At 70.1% G+C, this 26,077-nt stretch carries 23 protein-coding genes; 14 read left to right on the top strand and 9 right to left on the bottom strand.

What is annotated here, in order from left to right; all coding sequences use genetic code 11:
* Window positions 1-135 precede the first annotated feature (135 nt).
* Window positions 136-3,402: a nitrate- and nitrite sensing domain-containing protein gene (locus V1457_RS10475; RefSeq protein WP_295142418.1), complete on the bottom strand. Its 3,267-nt coding sequence runs from the start codon at window positions 3,400-3,402 to the stop codon at window positions 136-138.
* A 754-nt stretch (window positions 3,403-4,156) separates the two neighbouring features.
* Between V1457_RS10475 and V1457_RS10470 the strand changes: the two genes are divergently transcribed.
* Entirely contained in the window at window positions 4,157-4,588 is a 432-nt protein-coding gene (locus V1457_RS10470; RefSeq protein WP_295142415.1) for a DUF485 domain-containing protein, read from the top strand.
* 32 nt (window positions 4,589-4,620) lie between these two features.
* The gene (locus V1457_RS10465; RefSeq protein ID WP_407074780.1) at window positions 4,621-6,225 is read left to right on the top strand and encodes a cation acetate symporter; all 1,605 of its coding nucleotides are present in this window, start codon (window positions 4,621-4,623) and stop codon (window positions 6,223-6,225) included.
* A gap of 124 nt (window positions 6,226-6,349) precedes the next feature.
* Here V1457_RS10465 and V1457_RS10460 read toward each other — a convergent pair whose 3' ends face one another.
* Window positions 6,350-6,547, bottom strand: coding sequence for a hypothetical protein (locus V1457_RS10460; protein ID WP_338602936.1), 198 nt, complete (start codon window positions 6,545-6,547; stop codon window positions 6,350-6,352).
* A 327-nt stretch (window positions 6,548-6,874) separates the two neighbouring features.
* On the opposite strand from V1457_RS10460, the gene V1457_RS10455 reads away from it, so the two are divergent.
* A complete protein-coding gene (locus V1457_RS10455; RefSeq protein WP_200069082.1) occupies window positions 6,875-7,231 on the top strand; it encodes an SH3 domain-containing protein in 357 nt (118 codons plus the stop codon).
* Window positions 7,232-7,319: 88 nt separating this feature from the next.
* On the opposite strand, the gene V1457_RS10450 is transcribed toward V1457_RS10455, so the two are convergent.
* Both V1457_RS10450 and V1457_RS10445 read right to left on the bottom strand, forming a co-directional pair.
* A complete protein-coding gene (locus V1457_RS10450) occupies window positions 7,320-8,294 on the bottom strand; it encodes an aldo/keto reductase (RefSeq protein WP_200069081.1) in 975 nt (324 codons plus the stop codon).
* Between the two features lie 32 nt (window positions 8,295-8,326).
* Window positions 8,327-9,976, bottom strand: coding sequence for an FAD-binding dehydrogenase (locus tag V1457_RS10445; RefSeq protein ID WP_338602931.1), 1,650 nt, complete (start codon window positions 9,974-9,976; stop codon window positions 8,327-8,329).
* Window positions 9,977-10,226: 250 nt separating this feature from the next.
* On the opposite strand from V1457_RS10445, the gene V1457_RS10440 reads away from it, so the two are divergent.
* The 5 genes from V1457_RS10440 to V1457_RS10420 all read left to right on the top strand — a co-directional run bounded on the left by V1457_RS10440 (window position 10,227) and on the right by V1457_RS10420 (window position 14,511).
* Window positions 10,227-11,255 carry an NAD(P)-dependent alcohol dehydrogenase gene (locus V1457_RS10440; RefSeq protein WP_200069079.1) on the top strand — a complete coding sequence of 343 codons (1,029 nt, stop codon included), beginning with the start codon at window positions 10,227-10,229 and terminating at the stop codon, window positions 11,253-11,255.
* Between the two features lie 24 nt (window positions 11,256-11,279).
* Window positions 11,280-12,332 (top strand): amidohydrolase family protein, encoded by a 1,053-nt coding sequence (locus V1457_RS10435; protein ID WP_200069078.1) that lies wholly within the window; start codon window positions 11,280-11,282, stop codon window positions 12,330-12,332.
* Window positions 12,329-13,039 carry an iron-sulfur cluster assembly protein gene (locus V1457_RS10430; RefSeq protein ID WP_200069077.1) on the top strand — a complete coding sequence of 237 codons (711 nt, stop codon included), beginning with the start codon at window positions 12,329-12,331 and terminating at the stop codon, window positions 13,037-13,039. Before V1457_RS10435 ends, V1457_RS10430 begins: the two co-directional genes overlap by 4 nt.
* 5 nt (window positions 13,040-13,044) lie before the next feature.
* Window positions 13,045-13,869 carry an IclR family transcriptional regulator gene (locus V1457_RS10425; protein WP_200069076.1) on the top strand — a complete coding sequence of 275 codons (825 nt, stop codon included), beginning with the start codon at window positions 13,045-13,047 and terminating at the stop codon, window positions 13,867-13,869.
* Between the two features lie 222 nt (window positions 13,870-14,091).
* Window positions 14,092-14,511 carry a peptidase inhibitor family I36 protein gene (locus V1457_RS10420; protein ID WP_338602925.1) on the top strand — a complete coding sequence of 140 codons (420 nt, stop codon included), beginning with the start codon at window positions 14,092-14,094 and terminating at the stop codon, window positions 14,509-14,511.
* Here the strand turns inward: V1457_RS10420 and V1457_RS10415 are convergent.
* The 5 genes from V1457_RS10415 to V1457_RS10395 form a co-directional block, all read right to left on the bottom strand.
* On the bottom strand, window positions 14,470-15,693 hold the full coding sequence (locus tag V1457_RS10415) for a glycosyltransferase family 1 protein (protein WP_338602922.1): 1,224 nt from the start codon (window positions 15,691-15,693) through the stop codon (window positions 14,470-14,472). The genes V1457_RS10420 and V1457_RS10415 overlap by 42 nt on opposite strands.
* On the bottom strand, window positions 15,693-16,634 hold the full coding sequence (locus V1457_RS10410; protein WP_338602920.1) for an alpha/beta hydrolase: 942 nt from the start codon (window positions 16,632-16,634) through the stop codon (window positions 15,693-15,695). Before V1457_RS10410 ends, V1457_RS10415 begins: the two co-directional genes overlap by 1 nt.
* A gap of 9 nt (window positions 16,635-16,643) precedes the next feature.
* Entirely contained in the window at window positions 16,644-17,879 is a 1,236-nt protein-coding gene (locus tag V1457_RS10405) for a glycosyltransferase (RefSeq protein WP_295146215.1), read from the bottom strand.
* Window positions 17,876-18,817, bottom strand: coding sequence for a hypothetical protein (locus tag V1457_RS10400; RefSeq protein WP_200069072.1), 942 nt, complete (start codon window positions 18,815-18,817; stop codon window positions 17,876-17,878). The genes V1457_RS10405 and V1457_RS10400 overlap by 4 nt, the downstream gene beginning before the upstream one ends.
* 1,252 nt (window positions 18,818-20,069) lie before the next feature.
* Complete coding sequence (locus tag V1457_RS10395) at window positions 20,070-20,870, bottom strand: GH25 family lysozyme (RefSeq protein WP_338602913.1); 801 nt, start codon at window positions 20,868-20,870, stop codon at window positions 20,070-20,072.
* Window positions 20,871-21,325: 455 nt separating this feature from the next.
* Here V1457_RS10395 and V1457_RS10390 point away from each other — a divergent pair, with 455 nt between their 5' ends.
* The 6 genes from V1457_RS10390 (at window position 21,326) to V1457_RS10365 (ending at window position 26,040) form a co-directional block, all read left to right on the top strand.
* Window positions 21,326-22,015, top strand: a complete 690-nt coding sequence (locus V1457_RS10390; protein WP_338602910.1) for a DUF4232 domain-containing protein — start codon at window positions 21,326-21,328, stop codon at window positions 22,013-22,015.
* 201 nt (window positions 22,016-22,216) lie between these two features.
* Window positions 22,217-23,020: an alpha/beta hydrolase gene (locus V1457_RS10385; protein ID WP_200069070.1), complete on the top strand. Its 804-nt coding sequence runs from the start codon at window positions 22,217-22,219 to the stop codon at window positions 23,018-23,020.
* 245 nt (window positions 23,021-23,265) lie between these two features.
* On the top strand, window positions 23,266-24,372 hold the full coding sequence (locus V1457_RS10380; protein ID WP_338602907.1) for a PRC and DUF2382 domain-containing protein: 1,107 nt from the start codon (window positions 23,266-23,268) through the stop codon (window positions 24,370-24,372).
* A gap of 134 nt (window positions 24,373-24,506) precedes the next feature.
* A complete protein-coding gene (locus V1457_RS10375; protein ID WP_338602903.1) occupies window positions 24,507-25,361 on the top strand; it encodes a hypothetical protein in 855 nt (284 codons plus the stop codon).
* A 165-nt stretch (window positions 25,362-25,526) separates the two neighbouring features.
* Complete coding sequence (locus V1457_RS10370) at window positions 25,527-25,787, top strand: hypothetical protein (protein ID WP_200069067.1); 261 nt, start codon at window positions 25,527-25,529, stop codon at window positions 25,785-25,787.
* Window position 25,788: 1 nt separating this feature from the next.
* On the top strand, window positions 25,789-26,040 hold the full coding sequence (locus V1457_RS10365; protein ID WP_200069066.1) for a hypothetical protein: 252 nt from the start codon (window positions 25,789-25,791) through the stop codon (window positions 26,038-26,040).
* Window positions 26,041-26,077: the final 37 nt, after the last annotated feature.

Below are 26,077 nucleotides of genomic sequence, written 5' to 3'. Positions count from 1 at the left end.
TGCCGTATCGGTGGAACCGGGCGCGACCGGCGCCCGCAGTGGCCTGGTTCAGGACTCCTCGTCGCAGCGCAGCTCATCCGCACCTGAGCAACGCATTCACACCATCTCCTAAGTCTTTTCCGCCGGCGTGCGTTCTCAGGACTCGTCCGGTGCGCGGTGGCGTCCACGTTGGACACCGGTCTGGAAGCTGGAGAGCCGTCCGCGCAGCGCGTTCGCGTCCCGCTCGAACGGTTTGTCCTGCTCCTCCTGCTCACCGAAGAACGTGCCCGCGCTGCCGGGTGCGAGCTGCGCCTTCGGCGTGCGCCGCGGCAGGCCGGAAGAGGTGAACGACTCCGGGCTGGAGCTCGTCGCCGCTGCGGCCTGCTTCCAGCCGTCGTCGGTGGCGAAGTTCCAGCCGTCGGCGCCCGCCTCGGCACCGTTCGAGTCCGCGCCGTGCGATTCGGCGGACTCGGTGATCCAGCTCGAACCACCGTTGCGGCGCGGCTGCAGCTGCCGGTCCGCCGCGGTTTCCGGCGCGGCTTCCTGTTCGGTCTCCTGCGACTGCACTGGCCCCTTCCTCCCGAAACGCAGACCGCCTTGGAGGTCGGCCAACCGGCGGCTCAGTTCGTGCGGGCTGCGTCCCGCGGAATCGGGTTCCGCGGCAGCCGTCCCGTTCCCGGCGGCACCGGAGCGGTCGAGATCTTCACCGCCGGTGCCGTTGCGCCCGTCGGCGAGGTGGTCGATGCCGAGCGGGTCGGATTCGTCGATGCGCGGCTCGGAACCGGCCGAGCCGCCGGGATCGCGGCGGGGCAGTCCGGAACCGGTGGCCTGCTCACCGGGGAACCCGGCGGTTCCGGAGTCCGCTGTGGACCCGCCGGTGGGTTCCCCGGTCGGCCAGGCGTGCTCGTCCGGAGCGGCCTCGGGTTCGGGGGCCGGCTGGAACCACTGCGTGGAGACTTCCTCGAAGATCGGCGAGGGCGCGTCCCCGGACGTGCTCGGCGCCTGCGTCGCCGAGTCCTCGATGGCCGGCGGCCACGCCAGGTCCGAAGAGGTCCAGTCGGAGCGGAAGTCCTGCCCGTCCTGCTGCTCCGGGATCTCCAGCGGCGTGAACAGGCTCGCGGTCGGCGCGTCGCCCGGATCGTGCGTTTCCTCGTCGCGCTGCGAAGGCGCGAACATGCCCGCGGACGGTTCCCGCTTCGGCAGCGCGTTGCCTGCGACGTCCTCCCCGGACCCGGTGAAGAAGCCGCTGTTGAACGTGTTGTCCGGCTGCGCGGTGGAGAAGCCGGTCTCGGCGCTGTCCACCCCGCTGTTGTTCCGCTGGAACGCGGTTTCCTCAGCGGTAGCCGCGCCCGAGGCCGATGCGCCCGACTGCGCGGACTGGGCGGCGCCGATCGCTCCCGAGGTCGGCATGTCGTGGTGCGCGAACCCGTTGCGCTGCCCGCCCTGCGCCGGGGTGGGCTGGGCGCTCGCGGGCGGCCCGGCGGTGGAGACCACGTGCTCGGCGGGCACGACCACGGTGGAGCGCACGCCTTCCACGTCCGGACCGCCGTAGAGCCGGACCGCGATGCCGTGCCGCAGCGCCAGCCTGGAGACCACGAACAGGCCCATCCGGCGCGAGGTGGCCAGGTCGTTCTCCTCGACGCGCGCGAGCTTGGCGTTCGCGTCGGCCAGCTCCGCCTCGCCCATGCCGATGCCTTCGTCGAGCACGTCGACCGTGATCGAACCGTCCCCGGCCTGGTAGGTGGAGACCGTCACCGAGGTGTCCGGCGAGGAGAAGTTCGCCGCGTTGTCCATCACCTCGGCCAGCAACCGCACCATGTCGCTGGCGGTGTGCCCGAGGATCTTCGCCTGCGGCGGCGGCTGCAGGACCACCCGCGGGTACTGCTCGATCTCGGAGACCGCGGCGCGCAGCACGTCGGACAGGTCGGTGGGCCGCACGAAGCGCCGCGCCAGGTCGCTGCCGGAGAGCACCATCAGGTTCTCGTTGTTCCGGCGCATCCGGGTCGCCAAGTGGTCCAGCTGGAACAGCCTGGAGAGCTGGTCGGGGTCTTCCTCGTCCTGCTCGAGCTGCTCGAACAGGCGCAGCTGGCGTTCCAGCAGGCTCTGGCTTCGCCGCGAGACGCCCACGAAGGATTCGCTGTAGCCGTGCCGCAGCACGGCCTGCTCGGCGGCCAGCCGCAGCGCCTGCCGCTGCACCTCGTCGAAGGCGCGGGCCACCTGGCCTACCTCTTCGGTGGTGGACACCGGCAACGGCCGGATCTCGTTGACCTCACCGCCCGCGCGGATGCCTTCCACCGCGTCCGGCAGCTCGTTGTCGGCCGCGTCCAGCGCGCCGCGGCGCAGGGCGCGCAGCGAGCCCAGCAGCTGCCGGCTGATCGTGATGATCACCGCGGCAGCCGCGATCAGCGCGGACAGCAGCAGCACCGAGTCCCAGCCCGCCGCGGCGCTGGCGTCCTCCTCGAGCTTGGCCGCGCCGCCGCGCACCTCGTCGGCGAGGTCGTTGTGCCCGTCGTCGATGAGCGCGACGACCTGGTCGGACACGGAGTTCCACTGCTCGGTCCCGACCGGGTAGCCGCCGGAGGACTTGTCGTCCATCGTCGCGGCGACGATCGCCGTGAGCAGCCCGTTGCGCTGCTGGATCGGCGGGCTGAGCAGCGTCGCACCGAGCCGCTTCTCCCAGTGCCGGGCCACCGTGGCGCGCGCGTCGGTGATCTTCGATTCGAGCCGGGCGCGGGACCCGAGCAGCTCGTTGATCGCCTGCTGGTCCAGGTTGCCCTCGGACAGCCCGGTGAGCACCCACGCCTGCTGGAAGCGGACTTCCTCCATCAGGCCCAACATGTCCTGCAACGCCGAGGCGGTACTGGAAAGGCTCGGCTCGGACACGGTGCTGGTGAGCGCACGGTCCATCGACAGCACGGTGTTGATGGCGGTGGTGTAGCCCTCGATCACCTGCGGCGCCGGGGCGAGGCCCGCCTGCACCGCGGGGCGCGCGGTGCGCAGCTTGTCCAGCGCGAGGTGCATTTCCCGCTGGCGGTCCTGCACGAGCTGGCCGAATTCGCCGGGCTCACCGAGCTGGGCGTCCACCTCGCTCGCCGTCTTGTCCACATTGGAAATCCGCTCGGCGAGGCCGACGTCCTCGCCGAGGGTGCGCTGCACCGCCGCGTTGCGCTCGGCCTGCAACGCCTCCACCAGCGGTTCCACCCGCTGCGCCGTGTCCAGCACTTCGGCCACGCGGTTGTACTCGTCCGCCTGCTCGACCTGCCAGCGAATCTGCGAGACGCCGAGGCCGACCGCGAACAGCACCGGCACCAGCACGACCGCCGCGAATTTGACGGGCAGGCTCCAGTTGCGCCACTCGCGGACTCCGGCGCGTCCGGGTGCGACGTCGTTGCGCGCCTCCGTCCGGGCGTCCGGCGTCGTCACGAGCACCACCCCGGCAGCAGCCGAACGGCCCGGCGAGGCAGGAGGTCTCTTTCGAGTGGACTTGGCGTCGGGGAACGGCGCATCCGTGTGATCCCGCAATCGTCGTCTGGGTTGTCGGTGGGAAAGGTTTCCGGCGGCGGGCAGGCTCGCAGGCAAGGGCTCGCACTACCAGCACGGAACCGTATCGGAACGGCGGCTCCGGCGAGACCGAGCGTTACCGAACCGAGCTGGCGCAGCCGCGGCGGAGGCATTCCGGACACTGGCACCTAACCGGGGCGGAGGAAGAGGAGCGGTCTGGTTTTCAGGTGCCTCGCACTATAAACCCCCCGTCCGGGAAACAGCGGAGGGCGTTTTCAGCGGAATCCACTGCTGTGAACACCGCACAGCGAAGGCCGTCCGGATGCGGCCGGAAGCGGCCGGAACGAGGAATTTTTCACTACGCGGAAGGGCCTCCGGCACCCGCCGAGCCGCCTCGACAACGAGCTGGTAACACTTCTTCCAAGATCATCGACAGTCGACTGAGTACCAGCCGTTCGCGTGACGCCCCACCCCGAACGTCGGTATGCCTGTGACCTACAGTGACAAAATTGGTCACTCCATGTGCCCCAAGGGTGTACTTTCTGCTCCACCGACAGAGTCGTTATGCTTCGCCGCCGCGAGGTCCTTCGCCTCCCCGCGAAGTCCTCGACGCCCCCAACTCCGCCGGGTCCTGAAGGGTTTGGCCGACCCGACGCACAACTTCCTGGAAGGAAGCATGAGCAACGCAACGCAATCCGCGCTGCGCGGTCGCCCCCACGACCGGTCCGGGAAAGCACGGACCGGCTTCGGGGGAATCGAGAAGAGCGCGGTCCGCACCCAGCAGACCGAGCCGAATTACCAGGCCATCGCGCAGAGTACGGAATTCAACGACCTGCGCCGCCGGGTGTCCGCGTTCGTATTTCCGATGACCGCGCTATTTCTGCTCTGGTACCTCGCCTACGTGATCATCGCGGCGTACCTTCCGGACTTCATGTCCCAGCCGGTGTTCGGCTCGGTGAACGTCGGGCTGCTGATGGGCATCGGCCAGTTCGTGTCCACTGTGCTCATCACCGCCGCCTACGTGCGGTTCGCCGATCACTACATGGACCCGCGGATCGAGCAGCTGCAGGCCGCTGTGGACGGTCGCGCTGAGGAGGGTGCGCAGTGATCCCGACGCTGTCCGCGCAACATCGGCAGCCGATCCTGGCGCAGGCACCCGGAAGTGACCTGCTGCCGTCCGAAGGCCCGATCATCAACACCGTCATCTTCGCCGGCTTCGTGCTGCTGACGCTGTTCATCGTGTACCGGGTCAGCAGCGCGAACACCTCCAGCGACTACTTCGCTGCAGGCAGCTCGTTCACCGGCGTGCAGAACGGTGTCGCGCTGTCCGGCGACTTCCTGTCCGCGGCGTCGTTCCTCGGCATCGCCGGCGCGATCGCGGTGCACGGCTACGACGGGTTCCTGTACTCCATCGGGTTCCTGGTCGCGTGGCTGATCAACCTGCTGCTGATCGCCGAGCGGATGCGGAACACCGGCCGCTTCACGATGGGCGACGTGCTGAGCTTCCGGATGAAGCAGCGCCCGGTGCGCGCCGCCGCGGCGATCTCCACGATGGCGATCACGTTCGTCTACATGATCGCGCAGATGGCCGGTGCCGGCGGCCTGGTCGCGCTGCTCGCGGACGTGCACAGCTACTGGGGCCAGGCGATGGTGATCGCCGTCGTGGGCCTGGTGATGATCCTCTACGTGCTGCTGGGCGGCATGAAGGGCACCACCTGGGTGCAGATCATCAAGGCCACGCTGCTGATGCTGTGCGCCGCGATGATCACGATCTTCCTGCTCGGCAAGTTCGGCTACGACTTCAGCCGGGTGCTCGACGAGGCGGCGGCGAACAACCCGAACGGCAGGGACATCCTCGGACCGGGCGTGGAGTACGGGAAGTCCGAACTGACCAAGTTGGACTTCGTGTCGCTGTCGCTGGCGCTGGTGCTCGGCGTCGGTGGTCTGCCGCACGTGCTGATGCGCTTCTACACCGTCCCGAACGCCAAGGAAGCCCGCCGCTCGGTGGTCTGGGCGGTGTGGACGATGTCGCTGTTCTACCTGTTCACCCTGGTCATCGGCTACGGCGCCGCCGCGCTGGTGGGCACTCCGACGATCGTCGGCGCACCGGGCGGGGAGAACTCCGCGGCGCCGCTGCTGGCCTACCGCATCGGCGGCACGCTGCTGCTGGGCATCGTCGCGGCGATCGCGTTCGCCACGATCCTCGCGGTGGTCGCCGGGCTCACGCTGACCGCGTCCGCGTCGTTCGCGCACGACGTCTACGCGAACATGATCAAGCGCGGCAACGTCGAATCGCACAAGGTGGTGCGGGTGGCGCGGCTGACCGCGCTGGGCATCGGGCTGGTCTCGATCGTCGGCGGGGTCGCGGTCAACGGCCAGAACATCGCGTTCCTGGTCGGGCTGGCGTTCGCGTTCGCGGCGTCGGCGAACCTGTCCACGTTGCTGTTCTCGCTGTTCTGGAAGCGGTTCAACACCACGGGCACGCTGTGGGGCATCTACAGCGGACTGATCTCCTGCCTGCTGCTGGTGGTGTTCTCGCCGGTGTTCTCCGGCGCGGCCGACTCGATCTTCCCGGACGTGGACTTCGCGTTCTTCCCGCTGAAGAACCCGGGCATCGTGTCCATCCCGATCTCGTTCCTGTGCGCGGCGATCGGCACCCTGTTCGGGCCGCGCTCGGACGACCACGAGCGGCAGTCCGAGATGGAGGTCCGGTCGCTGACCGGCATCGGCGCTCGCATCGGCTGACCGCGGGCAGCGGTCGAAGCGGCCGGGACGGGCATCGCCCGCCCGGCCGCTTCGCTTTTCCGGGCCGAACGGTGCCGCGGGCTCGCGCGTCCGGACTCAGGCGCACGGCGCCGGGGCCGCCGACTCAGCCGCCTGCCTGCTCGAACCCGACGCACTCGACGACCGGCAACCCCGGGTAGCGCGGCAGCCGCTCGTCCCAGGACGAGCGCGTGCAGCGCATGTAGGTCACGCCATGCCTGGTGCGGTTCAACGACGGATGCGCGCACCAGCGGCACAGGCCGGGCGGCACGGCCAAGCCGTCCCAAAGATCCGCCTCGCTCATCGCACGCCCCTCTCAGACCCGGCCGAGGTTAGTCGCCGCTCCGTCACGCGCGGCGAACGCACCGCGCCGATACCCCCACGTAGGTGGGCACTCCCGCGGGAATCCGCGTGGCGAACGGTAATCCACCTGCGAATTCCATTCAGGACTCCGCACGAAAGCGCGCAGCTGCCCCGATACCTGAACGGCTACTCCCGGAAACCGGGCCACCGCCGATAAAATGAGAGCGCGTTGCAGAGATCGACCGGCCGCGCCGAACGCCGCCGAGCGATCTTGTCGCGAGACTCCCGCCCAGGGCAACGGCCCCCGGCGGGAGTTTGGGGGGAAAACATGCATGCGATCCGGAATGCGGTGCTCGCCGCGGTGGCGACCCTGGTGCTGCCGATGAACGGCGTGGCCAGCGGCGTCGCGCACTTCGTTTTCGAATTCGGCGAGCGGCTCGGCGAACTCAGCCGCGCCGCCGATCGCACCGGCGACTTCCGGGTTCCGGGGGTGAACCTGCGGGCGGCGCCGGACACGGCCTCGGCGGTGCTCGGCCTGGGCAACGCCGGCGACCGGGTGCGGAAGAACCGGCAGGCGGAGGGCGAACCGGTGACCTGTCCGGGCGGCCGACCGGACCGCACCTGGTGGCACGTCCTGGACCGGCACACGCGCGTCGCCGGGTGGGTCAGCGCCTGCTACCTGTGAGCCGGTGGGGCCGCGCTGGACACGGCCCCACCGGCCTGCACACGGGGTTGTCAGCGGTGCGGCCCTGCGCGTCCGGGCCGCACCAGGCTCACGCCACGCCTTCGGGCGCGGCGCCCTCGATGGACATGCCGTCCGCGGTGATGCGCTCGATCTCGGCGAGGTCGTCCGCGCTGAGGTCCACTTCGGCCGCGGCCAGGCTGTTCTCGATGTTGCGCGCGCTGCGCGCCCCCACGATGGCCACGTGCACGCCGCGCTGCGCCAGCACCCACGCGATGGCCAGCTGGCTGACCGTGAGCTCGCGGGCAGCGGCGAACTCCTTCAGCCGCTGCACCACGGCCAGGTTCCGCCGCAGCATCTCGCCCCGGAACGCCGACGAGTTCGCACGCCAGTCGCTGTCCTCGAACGTGCTCTCCGGCGTCAGCGTCCCGGTCAGCAGCCCGCTGGCCAGCGGGCTGTAGGCGAGCACGCCGATGTCGTGCTCGCGGGTGTAGGGCAGCACCTCGTCCTCGATGCCGCGCCGGAACAGGTGGTACGGTGGCTGCAGCGTCTCGACCGGGCGGGTGCGGTCGAACGCGGCGAGCTGGGCGGCGTCGTAGTTGGACACCCCGGCGTGCCGGATCTTGCCCTCGTCGACCAGTTCCTGCAGGGCACCAGCGGTCTCCTCGGCCGGCGTGTCCGGGTCCGGCCAGTGCACCTGGTACAGGTCGATGTGCTCGAGCCCGAGCGCCCGCAGACTCTCCTCCACGCCTTGGCGCAACCAGGCGCGCCCGGCGTCGCGGGGACGTTCACCGCCGGGGTTGATGCCGCCCTTGGTGGCGATGACCAGGCCGTCCCGGTCCCTGCGCAGCTCGTCCGCCAGCGCACGGCCGAGCACCTGCTCGGAGCGGCCGAAGCCGTACGCCTGCGCGGTGTCGAAGAAGTTCACGCCCTGCTCGCGGGCGTGCCGGATAGCGGCCACCGCGGCGTCCTCGTCGAACGAACCCCACTCACCTCCGAGCTGCCAGGTGCCGAAGGCGATGCGGGACACGTCCAGTCCGGTCTTTCCCAGCACGATGTTTCGCATGTGCCCATCACATCACGGAACCGCGAATCGGTTCAGCCCGTCGCCCGCGCGGCCGCGCGCCCGGCGGTGCGCCCGGAGAACAGGCAGCCGCCGAGGAAAGTCCCCTCCAGCGAGCGGTATCCGTGCATCCCGCCGCCGCCGAAACCGGCGACCTCGCCCGCCGCGTACAGGCCCGGCAACGGGTTCCCGGACGACCCGAGCACTCGAGCGTCCAAATCGGTCTCCACCCCGCCGAGCGTCTTGCGGGTCAGCAGCGACAGCCGGACCGCGATCAGCGGGCCCGCCGCCGGATCCAGCAACCGGTGCGGCGGTGCGACCCGCGCCATCCGGTCCACCCGGTAGCGGCGGGCTTCCCGCACGAGGTTGACCTGCGCGTCCTTGCCCAGTCCGGAGTCGACTTCGCGGTCCCGCGCGCGGATGTCGCGTTCCAGTCCGGACGGATCGATCAGGCCCTCGCCGACCAGCTCGTTCATCCCGCGCACCAGGTCCGGCAGGTTGCGGCGGACCACGAAATCGGTGCCGCGCTTGACGAACTCGGCGACCGGCGGTGGCGTGACCTCGCCGCCGCGGCGCAGCACCTCGGCCACGTTGCGCTCGGTGAGGTCGGGGTTCTGCTCGGAGCCGGACAGCGCGAACTCGCGGCTGATGATCCGCCGGTTCAGCACGAACCAGGTGTGCTCGTGCCCGCTCGAGTTGATGTGCGCCAACGTCGCCAGCGTGTCCGCGCCGGGGAACAGCGGCGGCGGCAACCGGCGCCCGCGCGCGTCGATCCAGAACGGTGACGGGCCGGGCAGAATACGGATGCCGTGGTCCGTCCACACTGGACTGTAATTGCGGATTCCCTCGGTGTAGTGCCACATCCGGTCGGAGTTGATGACGCGGCCACCGGTCTCGCCGACGACTTCCAGCAGCTGCCCGTCCACGTGATCGGGCACTCCGGCGATCATCTCGCGCGGTGCCGGACCGAGCCGTTCCGGCCAATTCCGCCGCACCAGCGGGAGATTCGCGCCGATCCCGCCGGAGGTCACGACCACGGCCTGCGCGCTGAGCGCGAATTCCCCGGCCACGGCCCGAGAACTCTTCTGCCCGCGGGAGACACCGCTGGGCTCCAGCACCTCACCGCGCACTCCGTCGACGGTGCCGTCGGTAGTGCTCAACCCGGTCACGCGGTGCCGGAATCGCAGCGACACCAGCCCGCGCCGCTCGGCATCCCGCACCCGGCGCAGGAATGGTTCGAGCACGCCCGGACCGGTTCCCCAGGTGACGTGGAAACGCGGCACCGAATTGCCGTGCCCGGTGGCCAGCGACCCGCCGCGTTCGGCCCACTGCACCAGCGGGAACAGCGAAATCCCCTGCTGCCGCAGCCAAGAACGCTTCTCCCCCGCGGCGAAGTCCACGTACGCCTCGGCCCAGCGCGCCGGCCAGTGGTCGTCGTCCCGGTCGAAACCCGCGGTACCGAGCCAGTCCTGCCACGCCAACTCGTGCGAATCGCGCACCCCGAGACGTCGTTGCTCGGGCGAGTCCACGAGGAACAATCCGCCGAACGACCAGTGGGCCTGACCGCCCAAGGACGCTTCGGGTTCCTGGTCCAGCAGCAGCACCCGGCGGCCCGCATCAGCGAGTTCCGCGGTGGCGACCAGACCGGCGAGCCCGGCTCCCACGACGATGACGTCCGCGTCCACGTCCGCCTCCTTAACGCGCCAGTAGCAACGTCTCGGCACTATAGACACCGCAGCCATCGAGCGGTGCTGCGAGACGGCGCAACAGCCCGCTGGCACACGGCCCCGAGCAGATGGCGCCGATCCGCCGCAGCGCTTGCTGCGACCAGCCCAGACGCATTGCCTTATCAGCATCTGACAACGGCTCTTTGCTCCTCACGGGACGCCGTACACCCTGTGGTGCGGGACACAGCTCAACGGAGAGGAGCCCGCCGTGAAGGCAGTCAGAGTGCACGCCTACGGCGAGAAACCCGCGGTCGAATCGATACCCGATCCGGCCGTGCGGGACCCGCTGGACGTGCTGGTCGAGATCAACGCGGCGGGCGTCTGCCGCACCGACCTGCACATCATCGAAGGACAGTGGGCGGACAAGAGCGGTGTCGCGCTGCCCTACGTCATCGGCCACGAGAACGCGGGAACGGTCCGCGAAGTCGGCTCCGCGGTGAGCAACGTGCGCCCCGGCGACAAGGTCATCCTGCACCCACTGGTGACCTGCGGCTTGTGCCGCGCATGTCGCAGCGGCGACGACGTGCACTGCGAGAACTCGCAGTTCCCCGGCATCGACACCGACGGCGGCATGGCCGAACTGCTGCGCACCAACGCCCGCTCGGTGGTCAAGCTGGACGACGGGCTGGCACCGGCCGACGTGGCCGCGCTCGCCGACGCCGGACTCACCGCGTACCACGCGGTGCGCAAAGCGGTGCCGCTGCTGTACCCCGGCGCGCACGTGGTGATGATCGGCGCCGGCGGACTCGGCCACATCGGACTGCAATCCCTGCTGGCGCTCACGCCGGCGGAAATCACCGTGGTGGACCGGTCGGCGGAAGCCCTGCGGCTGGCCACTGAGCTCGGCGCGCACCACACCGTCAACGCCGACGGCAAGCACGTGGACACCGTCCGGGACATCACCGGCGGCAAGGGCGCGCACGTCGTCCTGGACTTCGTGGGCGAGAACGGCACCGAAGCCGAGGGCGTGGCGATGACCCGCGACGCGGGCTCCTACTTCGTCATCGGCTACGGCGGCCGGGTGGACGTGCCCACCATCGACGTGATCTCCCGCGAGATCAACGTGATCGGCAACCTCGTCGGCTCCTACAACGACCTCGACGAACTGATGACGCTGACCGCGCAGGGCAAGGTTTCGCTGCGCACCCGCACCTACCCGCTGGACGGCGCGCTGGATGCGCTCGCCGACCTCGACGCAGGCCGCATTCCGGGCGGCCGCGCCATCCTCGTCCCCTGATCGCTCCCACCACGGAGGTAATTCATGTACGAGAAGGACGGCACGAAGTACTTCATCGTCGACAGCCACATCCACGCCTGGGACGGAACCCCGGCCAACCAGGCCAACCGCTACGGCGAAGGCTTCCTGAACTGCTTCTACGACTACCACCGCAACCTGAGCCCGGAATCCGCGCTGTGGTCGCACGAGCAGTTCCAGAAGCAGAGCGAGGAGAAGATCCTCCACGACCTGTTCGAGGTCGGCTACGTGGACAAGGCGATCTTCCAGCCCACCTACCTCACCGACTTCTTCGTCAACGGCTTCAACACCACCGAGCAGGACGGCGTGCTGGCCGAGAAGCACCCGGACAAGTTCATCGTCAACGGCGGCTGGGACCCGCGTGACGGCGAGTCCGGGCTGGCGGCGCTGGAGCGGCTCGCGGAGCGCTGGCAGCTCAAGGGCACCAAGCTCTACACCGCCGAGTGGAAGGGCGAGTCGAAGGGCTGGAAGCTGACCGACCCGTGGTCCTACCGGTACCTGGAGAAGTGCCAGGAACTCGGCATCAAGAACATCCACATCCACAAGGGCCCGACGATCTACCCGCTGAACCGGGATGCGTTCGACGTCGCCGACGTGGACGACGTGGCCTCCGCCTTCCCGGAGCTGAACTTCATCGTCGAGCACGTCGGACTGCCGCGGCTGGAGGACTTCTGCTGGATCGCCACCCAGGAGCCGAACGTCTACGGCGGGCTCGCGGTGGCGATGGCGTTCATGAACCACCGCCCGCGCTACTTCGCGCAGATCATCGGTGAGCTGCTGTTCTGGCTGGACGAGAACCGGATCACCTTCTCCAGCGACTACGCGATCTGGACGCCGAAGTGGCTGGTGGAGCAGTTCGTCGACTTCCAGATCCCGGAGGACATGCAGTCCGAGTACGGCGCGCTGACCACCGACATCAAGCGCAAGATCCTCGGGCTCAACGCCGCCCGGCTCTACGACATCGACGTGCCCGCCGAGATGCGTGCCAGCGAGGCCGCGGTGCCGGCCGGTGGCGAGCCGGTCGCCTCCGAGCTGAACAAGGAGGTCCTGCCGTCATGACCACTGCCGTGAGCCTGGAAACCGAGGTCTGGCGGGCGCTGGGCACGGTGCTCGACCCGGAGCTGGACCAGCCCGTCACCGAACTGGACTTCGTCGCCGAAGTGCGCCTCGACGGTGCGGACGTGCACGTGGACCTGCGGTTGCCGACCTACTTCTGCGCCCCGAACTTCGCCTACCTGATGGTCGCCGACGCGCACGACGCGGTGGCCGAGCTGGCCGGGGTCGAGCGGGTGCGGGTGCGGCTGCTGGACCACTTCGCGTCCGAGGAGATCAACGCGGGGGTCGCGGCCGGGGACGGCTTCAACGCCGCGTTCCCCGGTCTCGCCGCCGGTGAGCTCGAAGAACTGCGGGTGACCTTCCTGCGCAAGGCGCACGTGGCCTACCAGGAACAGGTCGCGCAGGAGTTGTTGCGGGACGGCGTCACGCACGAGGAGCTGGTCACCAAGCGCCTCGGCGAGTTGTCCGCGAGCACCCCGCTGGACCGGTTGCGCAGGCGCCGGGAACAGCTGGGGCTGCCCACGGGCCCGGATGCCCCGCTGCTGCTCGACGAGCAGGGCGAACCGGTCCCGGTCGAGGGGCTCTCGGCGCGGCTTCGGTTCGCACGCACCACGAGGGTCAGCATCGAAGGCAATGCCGGTTGGTGCCGCGGGCTGCTGGACACCCGATATGGTTCACCCGTACGGCGTAACGGGTCTGACCTACATTGAGGAGTATGAACGCGCTACCCACCGGCGGATCGAACCCGCAGAACGGCGCGAAAGCGGCATCGGGAACGCTTCAGTCGGTGGGTCGCGCGCTGCGCGTGCTGGAAGCGATCGCCGCATCACCGTGCGGGATCAGCGCCAAGGACCTCTCCACGGCGCTGGGGTTGACGCTGCCGACCACGTACCACCTGCTGACCACGCTGGTGGAGGCCGGGCACGTGGTGCACCTGACCGACAAGAAGGTGTTCGCGCTGGGCTACAAGGCGCGCTACCTAGGTCAGGCGCTGTCCCGGCAGCTGGCGGTCCCTTCGGAGATCGCCTCGTCCATCCGGGTCGTGCACCAGCAGGCGGACGCGGCCGCGTACTACGCGATCTACCGGGACACCGAGGTGGTCATCGCGCACGTCGAGGACTCCGACCGGCGGCCGCGGGTGCAGCCGCTGGACGTGGGTTTCCACCAGGCCGTGCACGCCACCGCGTTCGGCAAGATCATGTTGTCCGCAATGGAGGCCGAGCAGCGGACGCAGTATCTGGACCAGGCGGGCATGGACCCGTGCACGCCGTCGACGATCCGTTGCAGAGACGGGCTCGAGGAGCACCTCACGCACGTGCGGCAGTCGCAGATCGCGCTGGAGATCGGCGAGTTCCAGCACGGGCTGGCCTGCATGGCCGCGCCGGTGTACGACCCGGCGGGCGGGGTGACCGCGTCGGTGGCGATTTCGCTGCCGATCGCGGAGTTCCGCGCCCGGCGGTGGTCGGTGGAGCGCGCCGTCCGGCAGGGCGCGGTGCGCGTCACGCGCTCGTTGGCGCTGGTCGGCAGGTCCGGAGCCTGAGTTCCGGCCGATCCCCGCTCGTCGTCCGCCGCCCGGACGACGGGCGGAGATCTTCGCATTTCCGCTCGGAGAAAAATCCCGGAACAGCACACGGTCGGGGTGTATCCGGTCGAAATGCTGGCGCGGCGATCACGGCTTCGGGAATCTGGATCTCATCGGGCCGCCGCAAGGCGCGACCGCCCGGAATCCGTTGATTTCCCTTGCTGTGAAAGGTGATCCCTGATGTTCGCTCGCGTCCGCATGATCGTCCGCCGCGGTTCCCGCATCCGTCCTTTTAGGACCAGCAGGGTCGTGATGCCCGCGGTCCTGCTCGCACTCGGCGCCGCGTCGACCGGGCTGAGCGGTGCCGCGCAGGCCGAAGCTCCGGCCGGCTGCGGAACCGGAACCTTCTGCGCCTACCCGGAACCGGACCACCGGGGCGAACCGCATCGCGCCGAGCTGCGCTCGACGACGTTGGAGCAGTGCATGCCGCTTCCCGCGCGTCCGGAGACGAAATCGTTCGTCAACAACACCGGCAAACCCGTGACGGTGTACCAGGACCCGGAGTGCGACACGCACGCCGACTTCGCCACTTACCCGACCGGGACCTTCGTACCCGGCTCAGACTTCGTCGCCCGCGCCATCAAGGTCTGGCCGCGGTGAGCCCGGCACCAGCACTTCGAGCAACCGTCGGGCCGAACGGTCCCAGCTGAACCGCTGCGCCTGCTCCCGGCCGCGGTGGGCGAGCCCGGCGCGCACCGCGGGATCGGTCACTTCGCGCACGGCCGCGGCGAAGGCTTCGGCGTCGCCGGGCGCGAAGAACCGCGCGTGACCGCCCGTGACCTCTCGGAAGATGTCCAAATCGCTGCACACCACAGGAGTTCCGCAATGCATGGCTTCGATGAGCGGCAGTCCGAAACCCTCGTCGCGGGATGCGGTGACCAACGCGGCCGCCCGGCTCAGCAAAGCGCGGTAGTCGGCTTCGGCGATTCCGCGCCAGAACACCACATCGGTCCCGTCCGGGACGAGCCCGCGCAGCTCGGCCTCCCGCGCCGGCGGGATCCGGCTCAGCAGGTGCAAGCGGTGGCCGGGCAACGAGCGCATCCCGGCGATCAGCGTCTCGACGTCCTTGTACGGCATGAAGGACCCCATGTAGACGAGGTCTCGCGCGCCGTCGGAGTCGGCTGCCTCGATGTCGGCCGTCTCGGGCAGCCCAGACGGTGCGTTGTGGACGACGGTCACCGGGTTCCGGGTGAGCCGGTGCCGCTCGATCAGCCGCCGGGTCGTCTCGCTGACCGTCACCACCGCGTCCCCGCGGTTGAGCAGTACGCGCTGCGGCCAGTACGCCTTGTGATAGATCCGCCAGAGCAAACGCACCGGCCACGGCAGGAAACCCGGCGGCTGCGGATGGCGGTAGTAGATCAGGTCGTGCAGCGTGAGCACGAGCCGGTACCGGCGACGGAAACCACCGATGACCTGCATCGGGCTGAACACGACGTCGGCACCGAGGGCGTCCAGCCGCCGGGAGACGGCGAGTTCCCGCACCGACATCGGACTGTTGATCTTGATGTGCGGCACGCCGTCCGGCAACAGCGCGAGCTGGCGTTCGTCGTGGATCAGCATCGTCACCGGGTGCAGCCGGTGCAGCGCTTCGGCCAGGCACGCGCCGAACCGGCTGATCCCGTCGTGGGCGTCGACGCGGGTCCACCGGGCGTCGATGAACACCCGCGGCCGCCCGCCTCCGTCGGCGGCGGTGCCGAGATCCGCGCCGGACCGTGATTCGCCGGTCAGCGATTCGCCGGCTGGTGATTCGCCGGCCGGTGATCGTTCGGGCACGGGACTCATCACCGCTCCACGAACCGCTCGATGGCCTCGGCCGCAGCCCGCGGCGTCTCGTAGTGCACCAGGTGCCCGACCTCGTCGAGCACGACGAGCTCGGCATCCGGGAGTCCTTCGACGAACGCGCGCTGCCCCTCCAGCGGCGCGATCTCGTCGGACTCGCCCGCAATGGCAAGCGTCGGAAGCTGCAACGCACCGCGGTAGTCGGCGACCGTACCGCTGACCGACGCGGTGTAGGTCTCCTGCAGCAGCTGAGGGCTGTGGAACCGGCTGAAGTGCCGCAAGTGGCTCTCGTGCACGAACCGGCGCACCTCCGGGTCGCGCGAGCGCAGCATCGCCCGGCTGGCACCCAGCACCACGAGCCGGTTGGACAGCAATGCGCGGCCCAACCGGCTCGGCAGTGCCGTGCCGAGCTTGTAGTAGAGGGAGGTCAGCCAGGACAGCAGGACCCGAGGTCCGCGCAACGCCGGGGTGGAGATCGGGTTCACCAGCACCAGCCGCCGCACCAGATCAGGCTCGGAGGACACGACGTGCGCCGCCACGATGGAACCGAAGGAGTGCCCGAGCAGCACCACGGGCCGCTGCCGACCACCCAGCGACTCGATCAGCTCGCTGATCGCGGCCGCGTACCCCTGCACGTCGTGCGTACGCCCCGGCATCGGGCCGGAATCCCCGAAGCCGGGCAGGTCCGGCACCACCACGTGGCGGCCCGGCAGGTGTTCGACGATCGGTTCCAAGCCGTGGTGGGTGCCGCGCAGGCCGTGCACCATCACGATCAGCGGTTCCTCGATCTGGGCCTGCGCGGCAGCGCTGGCGCGCTGCTCTGCGCCCGCACCGTAGACCCAGAAGTGCAGGTCGGTCCCTTGGATCCGCTCGACCCGCTCGACCGGCTGATCGGCGCTGCCGCCGGCCGCGCCCGGCTGGGCCGTGTCAGGAGTGCGTCCCATCCCGGCGGCTCAACTCGCCAGCTCAGCGGGCACGTCGACCGGCTCGGCCGCGTCCTCCTGGGCGAGCGCGTGCCGGTAGATCGACTCGAACCGCCCCAGCACCGCGTCGATGTCGTGCTTGCGCACCAGCTTCGCGCTGGCCGCGCCCATCCGGTCGATCGTGGCGCGGTCGGCGATCACGTCGTCGATCGCGTGCGCCAGGGAATGCACGTCGCGCGGTGGGTACAGCCAGCCGTTCTCGCCGGGCTCGACCAAGTGCGGCAGCGCCATGGCGTCGGCCAGCACGACCGGGGTGGTCGCCGACATCGCCTCCATCGTGGCCAAGCTCTGCAGCTCGGCGATGCTGGGCATGCAGAACAGGTCGGCGCGCGCGTAGGCGTCGAGCAGTTCTTCCTCGCTCACCAGCCCGGCGAAGTGGACCTGGTCGGCGATCCCGAGTTCCGCGGCCAGCTCGCTCAACGGCTCGCGGCAGCTCCCGTCGCCGACGATCTCCAGCCGGACCGGCTCCGTGGTCTTGCGCAACGCGACCGCGCGCAGCAGGTCGTCGATGTGCTTCTCCTCGTCGAGCCGCCCGACGAACAGGATGGAGCGGGTGCTCGGCTCCGGGCTTTCCAGGCGGTGCTGCTGGGCCCGCCGCCGATACCGGTCCACGTCGATGCCGCAGGAGACCGGCACGGCGGGGCGGTCGAACCCGTTCTCCTTGAGCAGCTGCACCGCACGCGGTGTGGGCGCGGTGACCAGCTGCGCCTTGGCGTAGTGCTTGATCAGGTAGTGCCAGAGCACCCGGGCACCCGCCTTCTGCAACGCCCGCGGGATCCGCACGTAGCCGAAGATGTTCTCCGGCATGAAGTGGTTCGTCGCGATCAGGCCGATGCCCAGGTCGCGCGCCGCGTTGATCAGGCCCCGGCCGATGAAGAAGTGCGACTGCACGTGCACCACATCGGGCTGGATCTCCTCGAGCAGCCGCCGCGCGACCGACTTGGCCTGCCACGGCGGGCAGACCCGGAACGTCGGGTGCGCCGGAGTCCGGTAGGAGGCGACCCGGTGCACGGTCACCCCGTCCTCCACCGACGTGCTCGCCTGCCGATCCACCGAGTGGCAGATGACGTGCACGTCGTGGCCGCGGCGGGCCAGTCCGATGGCGAGCCGGTGGCCGAAGTTCGCCGCGCCGCTCACCTCGGGCGGGTACATGACCGCGCCGAGCACGATGCGCAGCCGGCCTCCGCCGAACGGTTGCGAAGTCAAGTCACTCTCCCGTCAGAACGATCGGAACGCGACGCGATGGCGGCACCACCGGCGTCGACGTCAGTCGATTGCACTCGCCGCTGTTCGGTTTCGGGGTGGAACCGCGCGAGTGCGAAAACCCCGGCGCAGGCGACGAGTCCGCAAAGCACTTCGCCGACCGCGGTGGCGCTGCCGACCTTGTCGGCTTCGCCGAGCAGCCCGATGCCCAGGCTCACCGCGATCAGCGGGTCGATGACCGTCAGGCAGGCCACGACCAGATCGGGGGGACCACTCGCGTAGCCGTGCTGCAGCAGCCAGCCGCCCACGAGCATCGCGACGACGATCACCAGCAACGGTGCCGGGTTGATCTGCAGCAGCGGGGTGCTGCCGATCTGCTGCGCGACCGCGCGCACCAGCAGCGACACCAACCCGTAGGCGACCGCGCAACCGGCCGCGTAAGCCATGCAGCGCACCTTGGATCGGGTGAACAACCCGAGCACGCCCAGCAACACCACGGCCGCGCCGACGAGCTGAGTGGCCGTTATCTGGTCGTCGCGCAGCACCGGCGTGGCGGTCGCGCTGCCCGCGGCGAGCACGACGAACGCGGCGACCCCACCAGTGGCGCCGCACACCGCCAGCACGGCGTTGATGTTCAAGTTCCGGATCGCCATGCCCTGTTGCCTGGCGTTGAGCAGCACGGTGATCGGCAACGCCAGGACCCCCACCGGCTGCACGACGCTCAGCGGGGCCAACCCGAGCGCGACCGCGTGCAGCAGCGCACCGAAACCCAGCGCGAACAATCCGAGCAGCCAGCGCGGGTTGCGCAGCAACTGCAGCTGGCTGCGCACCTTCAGCCCGCCGTCACCGATCGTGGCGTGCACCGCTGTGTGCTGCACCCGCGCACCGACCGCCTGTGCGCAGGCGGCGATGACGACCAGTCCCACCGCGAACGCGGTCATGGCGCACCACGTCCCATGAAACCAACGACGGCCGTTGGTTTCGGACGACAGGAGGACGCCGAGTGCGGACGGGCGTCAGCGCTCGTCCGGAACGCCTGCGACAACCGCACGGGCCGGGCTGCGTCCTGCGCAGCACCGTCGTCTCCGGCTTCGAGCCGTTCCTCGACAGCTTCGCCCGCAAGGTCGCGCCGACCCGTCACTGGCAGCTTGTGCTGTTCGTCCACACCGCTCAATCTCGCGCATCGCGGATACGCCCCACATCGGGGTGCACCCTCAATTTCCCTGAGCCCGATCGCCCGGCCGCCCCGTGCAGCTCCCTCGGCGCGGTCGGCCGCGGCCCGTGCCATCGCGCCCAATAGTCCCGCGCCTTCGCGCCCCAATAGTCCCGCGCCATCGCGCCCCAATAGTCCCCGCGCCTTCGCGCCCCATAGTGCTGCAGGCGCACCTGCGCGCGCGGCGTTTCCAGCGATCCATCCGGTTCCGGCCGCGGACCACAACACCGCGTCGAGCGGCGCGCTTCGCCCGGCCAACACCCGGAACACCGCAAGCCCGCGTGGTTCCGGAATCCGCGCGCACCTGGGTACGCATCCGGCCGAACACCTTCCGTGGCCGCGGCCGCGACGGCGAATTCCGCAGCTGCGCCCACTTGACCGAAAGCGGACGCAGTCCGTCCAGAACGCGCGGGCGAACATTCGACGAATATTCGCGCCCTGCGCGGGAAAGGCGTCGGCGAAGCCGGGTCGGCCGCTGCGAACCGAACAGCGCTCGCTTCACGGGAATGCGCCACGTGATCGGCCGAGTGCGACGCGTGCAAGTCGGTTCGCGGTGGCTCGGCGACGGCCTCCGAATAAGCGGACGCGAGCCGGGACGGGGTATGCCTCGCGCACCCCGCACGCCCATTACCGTCCGCCGGATCCATGTGCCCGACTCTAGAACAACCCCTCCGGGGCCTTTGTCAGCAACACATCAACCCGGGAGTTTCCCTCAGCTACGCAGAGCTGATCCGCCGCGCCGGGAACCCGCCATTTGCAGGGACGACGACGTCCCGCTCGACCCGGCACGCACAATCAAGATCAACAACTTCGGTCGTCGAAATGGTGATCGGACCGACATGTCGAACCGTTTCGGCGCCCGCTCCCCGACGGGCTGCGGCCGGTCGTGCGGGCCCGCCGTGCTGCCCGCACGCCGACCGGAACCGGTGCAGCGGACTTCTCGCCGCCCGCTGCCGGTCGAAGTGCAACTCCGCAGTGGCTCACCGCGGGATGCGCAGCACTTGCCCCACGTAGATCAGGTTCGGGTCGGTGATGCCGTTGGCCTGCGCGACCGTCTGCCACGGCACGCCCACCTTGTTCCCGATGTCGGAAAGCGTGTCGCCCGGCTGCACCACGTAGGTCTCCGGCGCGGGCTGCGGAGCCGGTTGCGGCGCGGGCGCCGGTCCGGTTCCACCCGTCAGGACCTGCAGGTCCACCAGCGAAACGTTCAGGTCGGTCGCCCCGCCGATGCCGGGAACCTGGCCGTCGTCAGCGTGCTGGTGGATCGCGACCCGGTCGGTGAGGTAGCCCGGCTCCCCCGGTGGACGCCCGTAGTGCGCCACCCAGAGGGACACTCCGGGGTCGACCCACGAGTCGGTGGCGAGCTTCCCGGACAACCAGCTCGACGATGCGTACACGACGACCTCGTTGCGTCCGGTGTGCCCGCGCAGCGCGGCGATAAACCCCTTGGTCCAAGCGGCGAGGTCGCCGCCTTCGGTCTCCATGTCCAGGCACGGCGGCAGGTTCCCGCCCGCGCTGGAGTTGGTCCGCGCCAGCTGCCCCGCGAAGTCGGCCGCCTCGGCCTCCGGTGCGTTGGTGTCCGGTCGTGCGTAGTGGTACAGCCCGGTGACCAAGCCCGCCCCGCGCGCCCCGCCGAGCTGCGCGTCCAGCGTCGGGCTCACGTACCCGATGCCTTCGGTGGCTTTGATGTAGGCGAAGGCGTATCCGGCGCCGCGAACCGCTGCCCAGTCCGGTTCCCCCTGATGCTTCGAAACATCGATTCCCGGAATGTGACCTGCCATGCCGACCCCCTCACTGCGCCGAATTCCGGCGGCGCGCGCCGCGCGCCCGCGCCACGGCGATTGCGTTCGGTTCTGCGTTCTGTGCACGCCCCGGGGGCGGCATTTCCCGGGAAACCGCCGGAACGGTTCGCCCGCCGCACACCGGGCGCAACTCAAAGTATCGGAGGTCGACGATCATGCAGTTCCGCCGTTCAGGTCAAGGTGGCAACCCGAACGGGCCTGTTGCGGCAGTGCACGGCCGCGGTCCTCCCCGGCGACCTGTTCGCAGCGGTCCGGCAGGTCGCGACGTGCCGCGGGCAGCGGGAGGGTTGACCCGGCAGCACTGCCCGCCATCCGGGGGAACTCGGGCGGATCGGGCGCCAGACGTGCAACCGCCCACGGCGCCATACGTCCTCATATCAGCGGACCGGTAATCGAAAACCCGCCGCACGAGGCGGCCGACGGAGGTGGTCACCGTGACCCCGCAACGCATGGGCAAGCTGAACCGACTCGGACCTGCCGGAGCGGCGGTGCTGACCGCAGCGCTGCTCGGCGGCTGCGGCACGATCGCGAACCAGGCCGAGCTGCCGAACGCGGCAGGCAACGCGGTCACGCCGAGTTCCCCGGCGCCCGCACCGGCTCCGGAACCGGCGTCGAGGCCGTCCCCGGCTGCGGAAAGCAGTGCGGAGCCGGCCGCTGAACCGGCCACGGAACCGGCGCGCGAGCAGGCGCAGGCGCAGCCCTCCCAGGTGGAGCGCTGCCACACCTCGATGCTGTCCGGCAACGTGCAGCGCGGTGAGCCGGGTGCCGGCCAGCGCTACGCCGAGCTGGTGCTGACCAACACCAGCGGCGAAGCGTGCACGCTGTACGGCTACGGCGGGATGCAGCTGATCGACGAGAACGGCGACCCGTTGCCGACGGACGTCGAGCGGACGCCGAGCCCCGGCCCGGAGGTGGTCCGGCTCGCACCGGGCGATTCGGCCAGCGCGACCTTGCACTGGACGGCCGTGCCGCACCAGGGCGAGCCGACCGATGGCCCCTGCCAGCCGCGCCCTGCCAGCGCGCAGGTGATCCCGCCGGACGAGACCGACCCGCTCACGGTGAGCTGGCAGTTCGGCCCGGTGTGCGGCTTCGGCTCGATCGACGGCAGCGCTTACCACGCCTGATCGGGATCCGTGTTGCCCGTCGCGGAACCTGCTCCGGTGCCGGCTTTTCAAGCCGCATCAGCCGCTTCCGCCACACCGGCGCAGATCGAGTCGACGTCGTGCACCGGGGCGCGCGGCGGAGCCGACCGGGTTCCGCCGCGCGCCCACACGCGAGCGGCTCGGGTGCTGGCCGGGAAAGCAACGGTGTGCTGAGGTGAGGGCATGATCGAGCCTTCGCAGCGACGGGTGTCGGGTTCCGGCGGCGAGCGCGTGGTGCGCGAGTGGTCCGGGCGCTCGCCCGGCTGGATCGCCTTGCTCGCGCACGGCTACGGCGAGCACTCGGGCCGCTACCAGTGGCTGGCCGAGCAGCTGGTCGGCAACCGCGCGCTGGTGGTGGCCGAGGACCACGTCGGCCACGGCGAGTCGCCCGGCGAGTGGGCGGCGGTTCCCGACGCCGATCAGGTCATCGCGGACCTCGACGCGGTGCGCCGAGACGTCCTCGTGCGGCACCCGGACCTGCCGGTGGTGCTGATCGGGCATTCGCTGGGCGGCATGTTCGCGGTGCGCTTCGCGCAGAAGCACCCGGACGCGCTGGCCGCCCTGGTGCTCTCCGCGCCGGTGCTGGGCACCTGGCACGTGCTGGATCTGCTGGAGTGCGACGAGATCCCGCAGACCCGCATCGACCCGGCGACGTTGTCCCGCGACCCGGAGGTCGGCCGCGAGTACACCGAGGACCCTCGGGTGTGGCACGGCCCGTTCAAGCACACGACGTTGACGATGGTCGACCGCTGCCTCACCGAGATCAACGATGGCCCGGCGTTGCGGATTCCGACGCTGTGGCTGCACGGCGCGGACGACGAACTGGTTCCGGAAGCGGACACCCGGACCGGCATCGACCGGGTGCGCGGCACCGAATTCCACGAGCACATCTACCCCGGCGCGCGGCACGAGCTGTTCAACGAGACGAACAAGGCCGAGGTGGTCGAGGAAGTGCTGACCTTCGTCGGGCGCGAGCTCAACACGTGAAACCCGAACGGTCTGCTGCTATTACTCGTTCGTAGTGCTGACTGCGCACCCTCGATCACTTCGACTCGATCGCGCAGTTCGACTATCACTCACACGGGTCGACGTCGCCGGCCGACCGGTTGCGACCTGCTGTTTCGGAGCGCAGCGTTGGAAGCGTCGGCGACCGGCCCCCGGAGCGGGCTGCTTTTCCGGCGGCCTTCGGACGATCCCGAGCTGCTCCGGCAGCGACGAGTGAGGCGGTAGTCATGAAGGACGTGAAGCGTGCGCAGGACTTGATCGGCAGCGACGTGTACGACACCGGCGGCGAACGCATCGGCCGGGTCGGCAACGTCTACGTCGACGACAGCAGCCACCAGCCGGAATGGGTCACCGTGCGCACCGGGATGTTCGGCACGAAGGAGAGCTTCGTGCCGCTGACCGGTGCGGAGCGAAGTGACCGGGGCATCAACGTGGGGGTGTCCAAGGAGAAGGTGCGCGACGCCCCGCGCGTCGACGTGGAACACGGCCACCTCTCCGACAACGAGGGCCGTGACCTCTACACCTACTACGGGATGCAGCCCGGTTCGACCTCGCCGCAGCAGCGGGACGTGCCGCGGCAGCAGAGCACCGGCGGCACCGAGGGTGCTGCCGCGGGAACCGCGACCGCGGCTTCCGGGAGCCGTACCACCGAGCAGGAGAGCCGTTCGAGCGCCACCGGTTCCGAAACCGGGACCGCGTCGACCTCGGCTGCGGGCACGGCGTCGACCACGACGGGCGCGACCGAGACCGGCTCGATGTCCGGAACCCGCCAGTCGGGCGCCACGGCGCAACGCACCGCGGGCGAGAGCCCGACTCGCGGGGACAGCGCGGGCATGAAGTCGATGACCCGCTGCGAGGAACGGCTGCGGATCAACACCGAGCAGGCGGAATCCGGCCGGGTGCGGGTGCGCAAGTACGTCGTCACCGAGCAGCAGTCGGTGACCGTGCCGGTCAGCCACGAAGAGGTCCGCATCGAGCGCGAGCCGATCAGCGAGTCCGAGCGCGGTTCGATGTCCTCGGCCCGGATGGGCGAGGAGGAGCAGGAGGTCGTGCTGCACGAGGACCGGCCGACGGTGAGCAAGGAATCCGTTCCGGTGGAGCGGATCCGGCTGCGCACCGAGACGGTCACCGAGGAACGGACCGTGCAGGACGAGGTGCGGATGGAGCGCTTCGACGTGCAGGACCAGAGCGGCAGGCACCACGAGCGCTCCGACGGACGCGGCAGCTCCGGCCGGACCGAGACCGGCGGCTCCGGCACCGGCGGCCAGAGCGGTTCCGGCGGCCAGAGCGGCACCGGTGGCCAGCGCAGCGGTGGCGGCACTCCCCGCTCCTGACCCGCATCGACACCGATGGCCCGCACCCGAACGGGGCGGGCCATCGCTCGTTCGCAGCGCCGCCACCGGTCGCCGGGAGTTCACCTGATCAACCCTTCGCCGGGTTGCGAAGGATGCGGGACAATCTCCGCGCGATGACTGAGAACACCGGCCTGGAACTGCTCATCACCGTCGTGCTCGGCGCCGAGGACGACGGTCGCGCCCGCGAGGCGTGCCTGCCGCTGCTGCAGCGCGTCGGCGGCCGGATCGTGGAGTCCGGCGACTGCTCCGACGAGGAACCGGGCTGCTGGTCGGTAACGATCAGCAGGCCCGCGGCCTCGACGCACACCGGTCCGGCCGCGCTTGCCCGCGCGGTGCGCACCTTCCTGCGCGAGCTCGGTTCGCTCTACAGCGGCCAACGGGTGGCGTGCGAGCCGCCTGCGGCGTGGGCCGTGATCGACGATCCGGAACTGGTCGGCGAGCTGGTTCCGGGCGGGGAACGACTGCTGCTGGAGGCGTGGGCCGCCGGGCCGGTGCTGCAGGACGGAGCCGGTGCCGACGACGTCGCCGTCGACACCTTCGCGGACGACCCGGACGAACCCGCCCCGCCCGCACCGGAACCGGGCATCGACGACGTGGACGAGCACGGCAGGCCGCGGGCCCGGCTGCAACTGCTGGTCGACGTGGTCACCGAGCGCCGCGCGGGTGCCGAGTGGCCTGCTCGCGCGCTGGCGGCCAGGTTGTCGCGGCAGCCGACGATCACCGGCTGCTCCGAACATCCGCCGGTGGTGCGGGTTGCGCTGGATCTCGGCCCGTCTCCGGGAGAACCGGCCGAGATCGTGCTGGGCGCGGTCACCGCGCTCGGCGGCGACGGCTGGTCGCGGCTGCGGGTGCGGGACAGCAGCGCGATGTCGCGGTGGTCGGCGGCGCCGACGCCGCGGTCCGGGATCGCGGCCGTGGAGTTGAACGCAGCGGCGCCGGACCCGGCTCAGCGGCAGCCGGCGGGATGAGCGCGCACCGGCCGTCCGGGCGCGTCCGGACGGCCGAGCCGGTTCGTCGCACCAGGGGGCCACCCCTGATCAACACCGCCGCCCTGCCCGCGTCCGGGCGGGTGGCGCGGGATAACTTTGCACCGTCAACTGATCACCTTCGGCGGAAGGGTCGGCGAAGAACACATGGCAAGCGTGGATGAAGTTCGCCAGGAAGTTGCACGCGCCAAGGACAAGGCCGACGAGAGCCTCGGGAGGATTCAGGAAGCGATCTCGTCGCTGGACGAGGCGCGAACGGCTCTGCACGGGGCGACGCACGACAGCGTGCAGGACGATGTTCACCAGGCGTACGGAATGCTCTCCGAAGCCGTGAGCAACCTGACCGCGGTACAGGGCGCGATCCGGTCCAGCATCACGCAGGCCGAGGGCTACGCGGGACGGCTGTGACGTGTCGTCGCTGACGGAGCTGATGGCGGCGCTGCGCGCCACCGAGGCGAAGCTCGACGAGGCGAACCGCGGCCTCACCGCAGGCCGCCGTTCACTGGCGGAGGCGAAGGTCGCATTGGCGAAGTTGGATCCGGATCATCCGGAGACCGTGGTACCGGCGGGAATGTCCCACGCGGACGACCAGCTCGAGCGAACTCAGGCGGCGGTGGCGCACGTGGTGGACACGTTGCGTACGTACGCCGCAGGGCTGTGAGTCGACCGGCCGGACGGCCGTCTCCGAGCGGCCGCAC

Origin of the sequence: Saccharopolyspora sp. SCSIO 74807, from assembly GCF_037023755.1 — a bacterium.
In the GTDB taxonomy this organism is placed as follows: domain Bacteria; phylum Actinomycetota; class Actinomycetes; order Mycobacteriales; family Pseudonocardiaceae; genus Saccharopolyspora_C; species Saccharopolyspora_C galaxeae.
The sequence above is the reverse complement of the archived record's forward strand: the minus strand, read 5'-3'. Positions and strand labels throughout refer to the sequence as shown.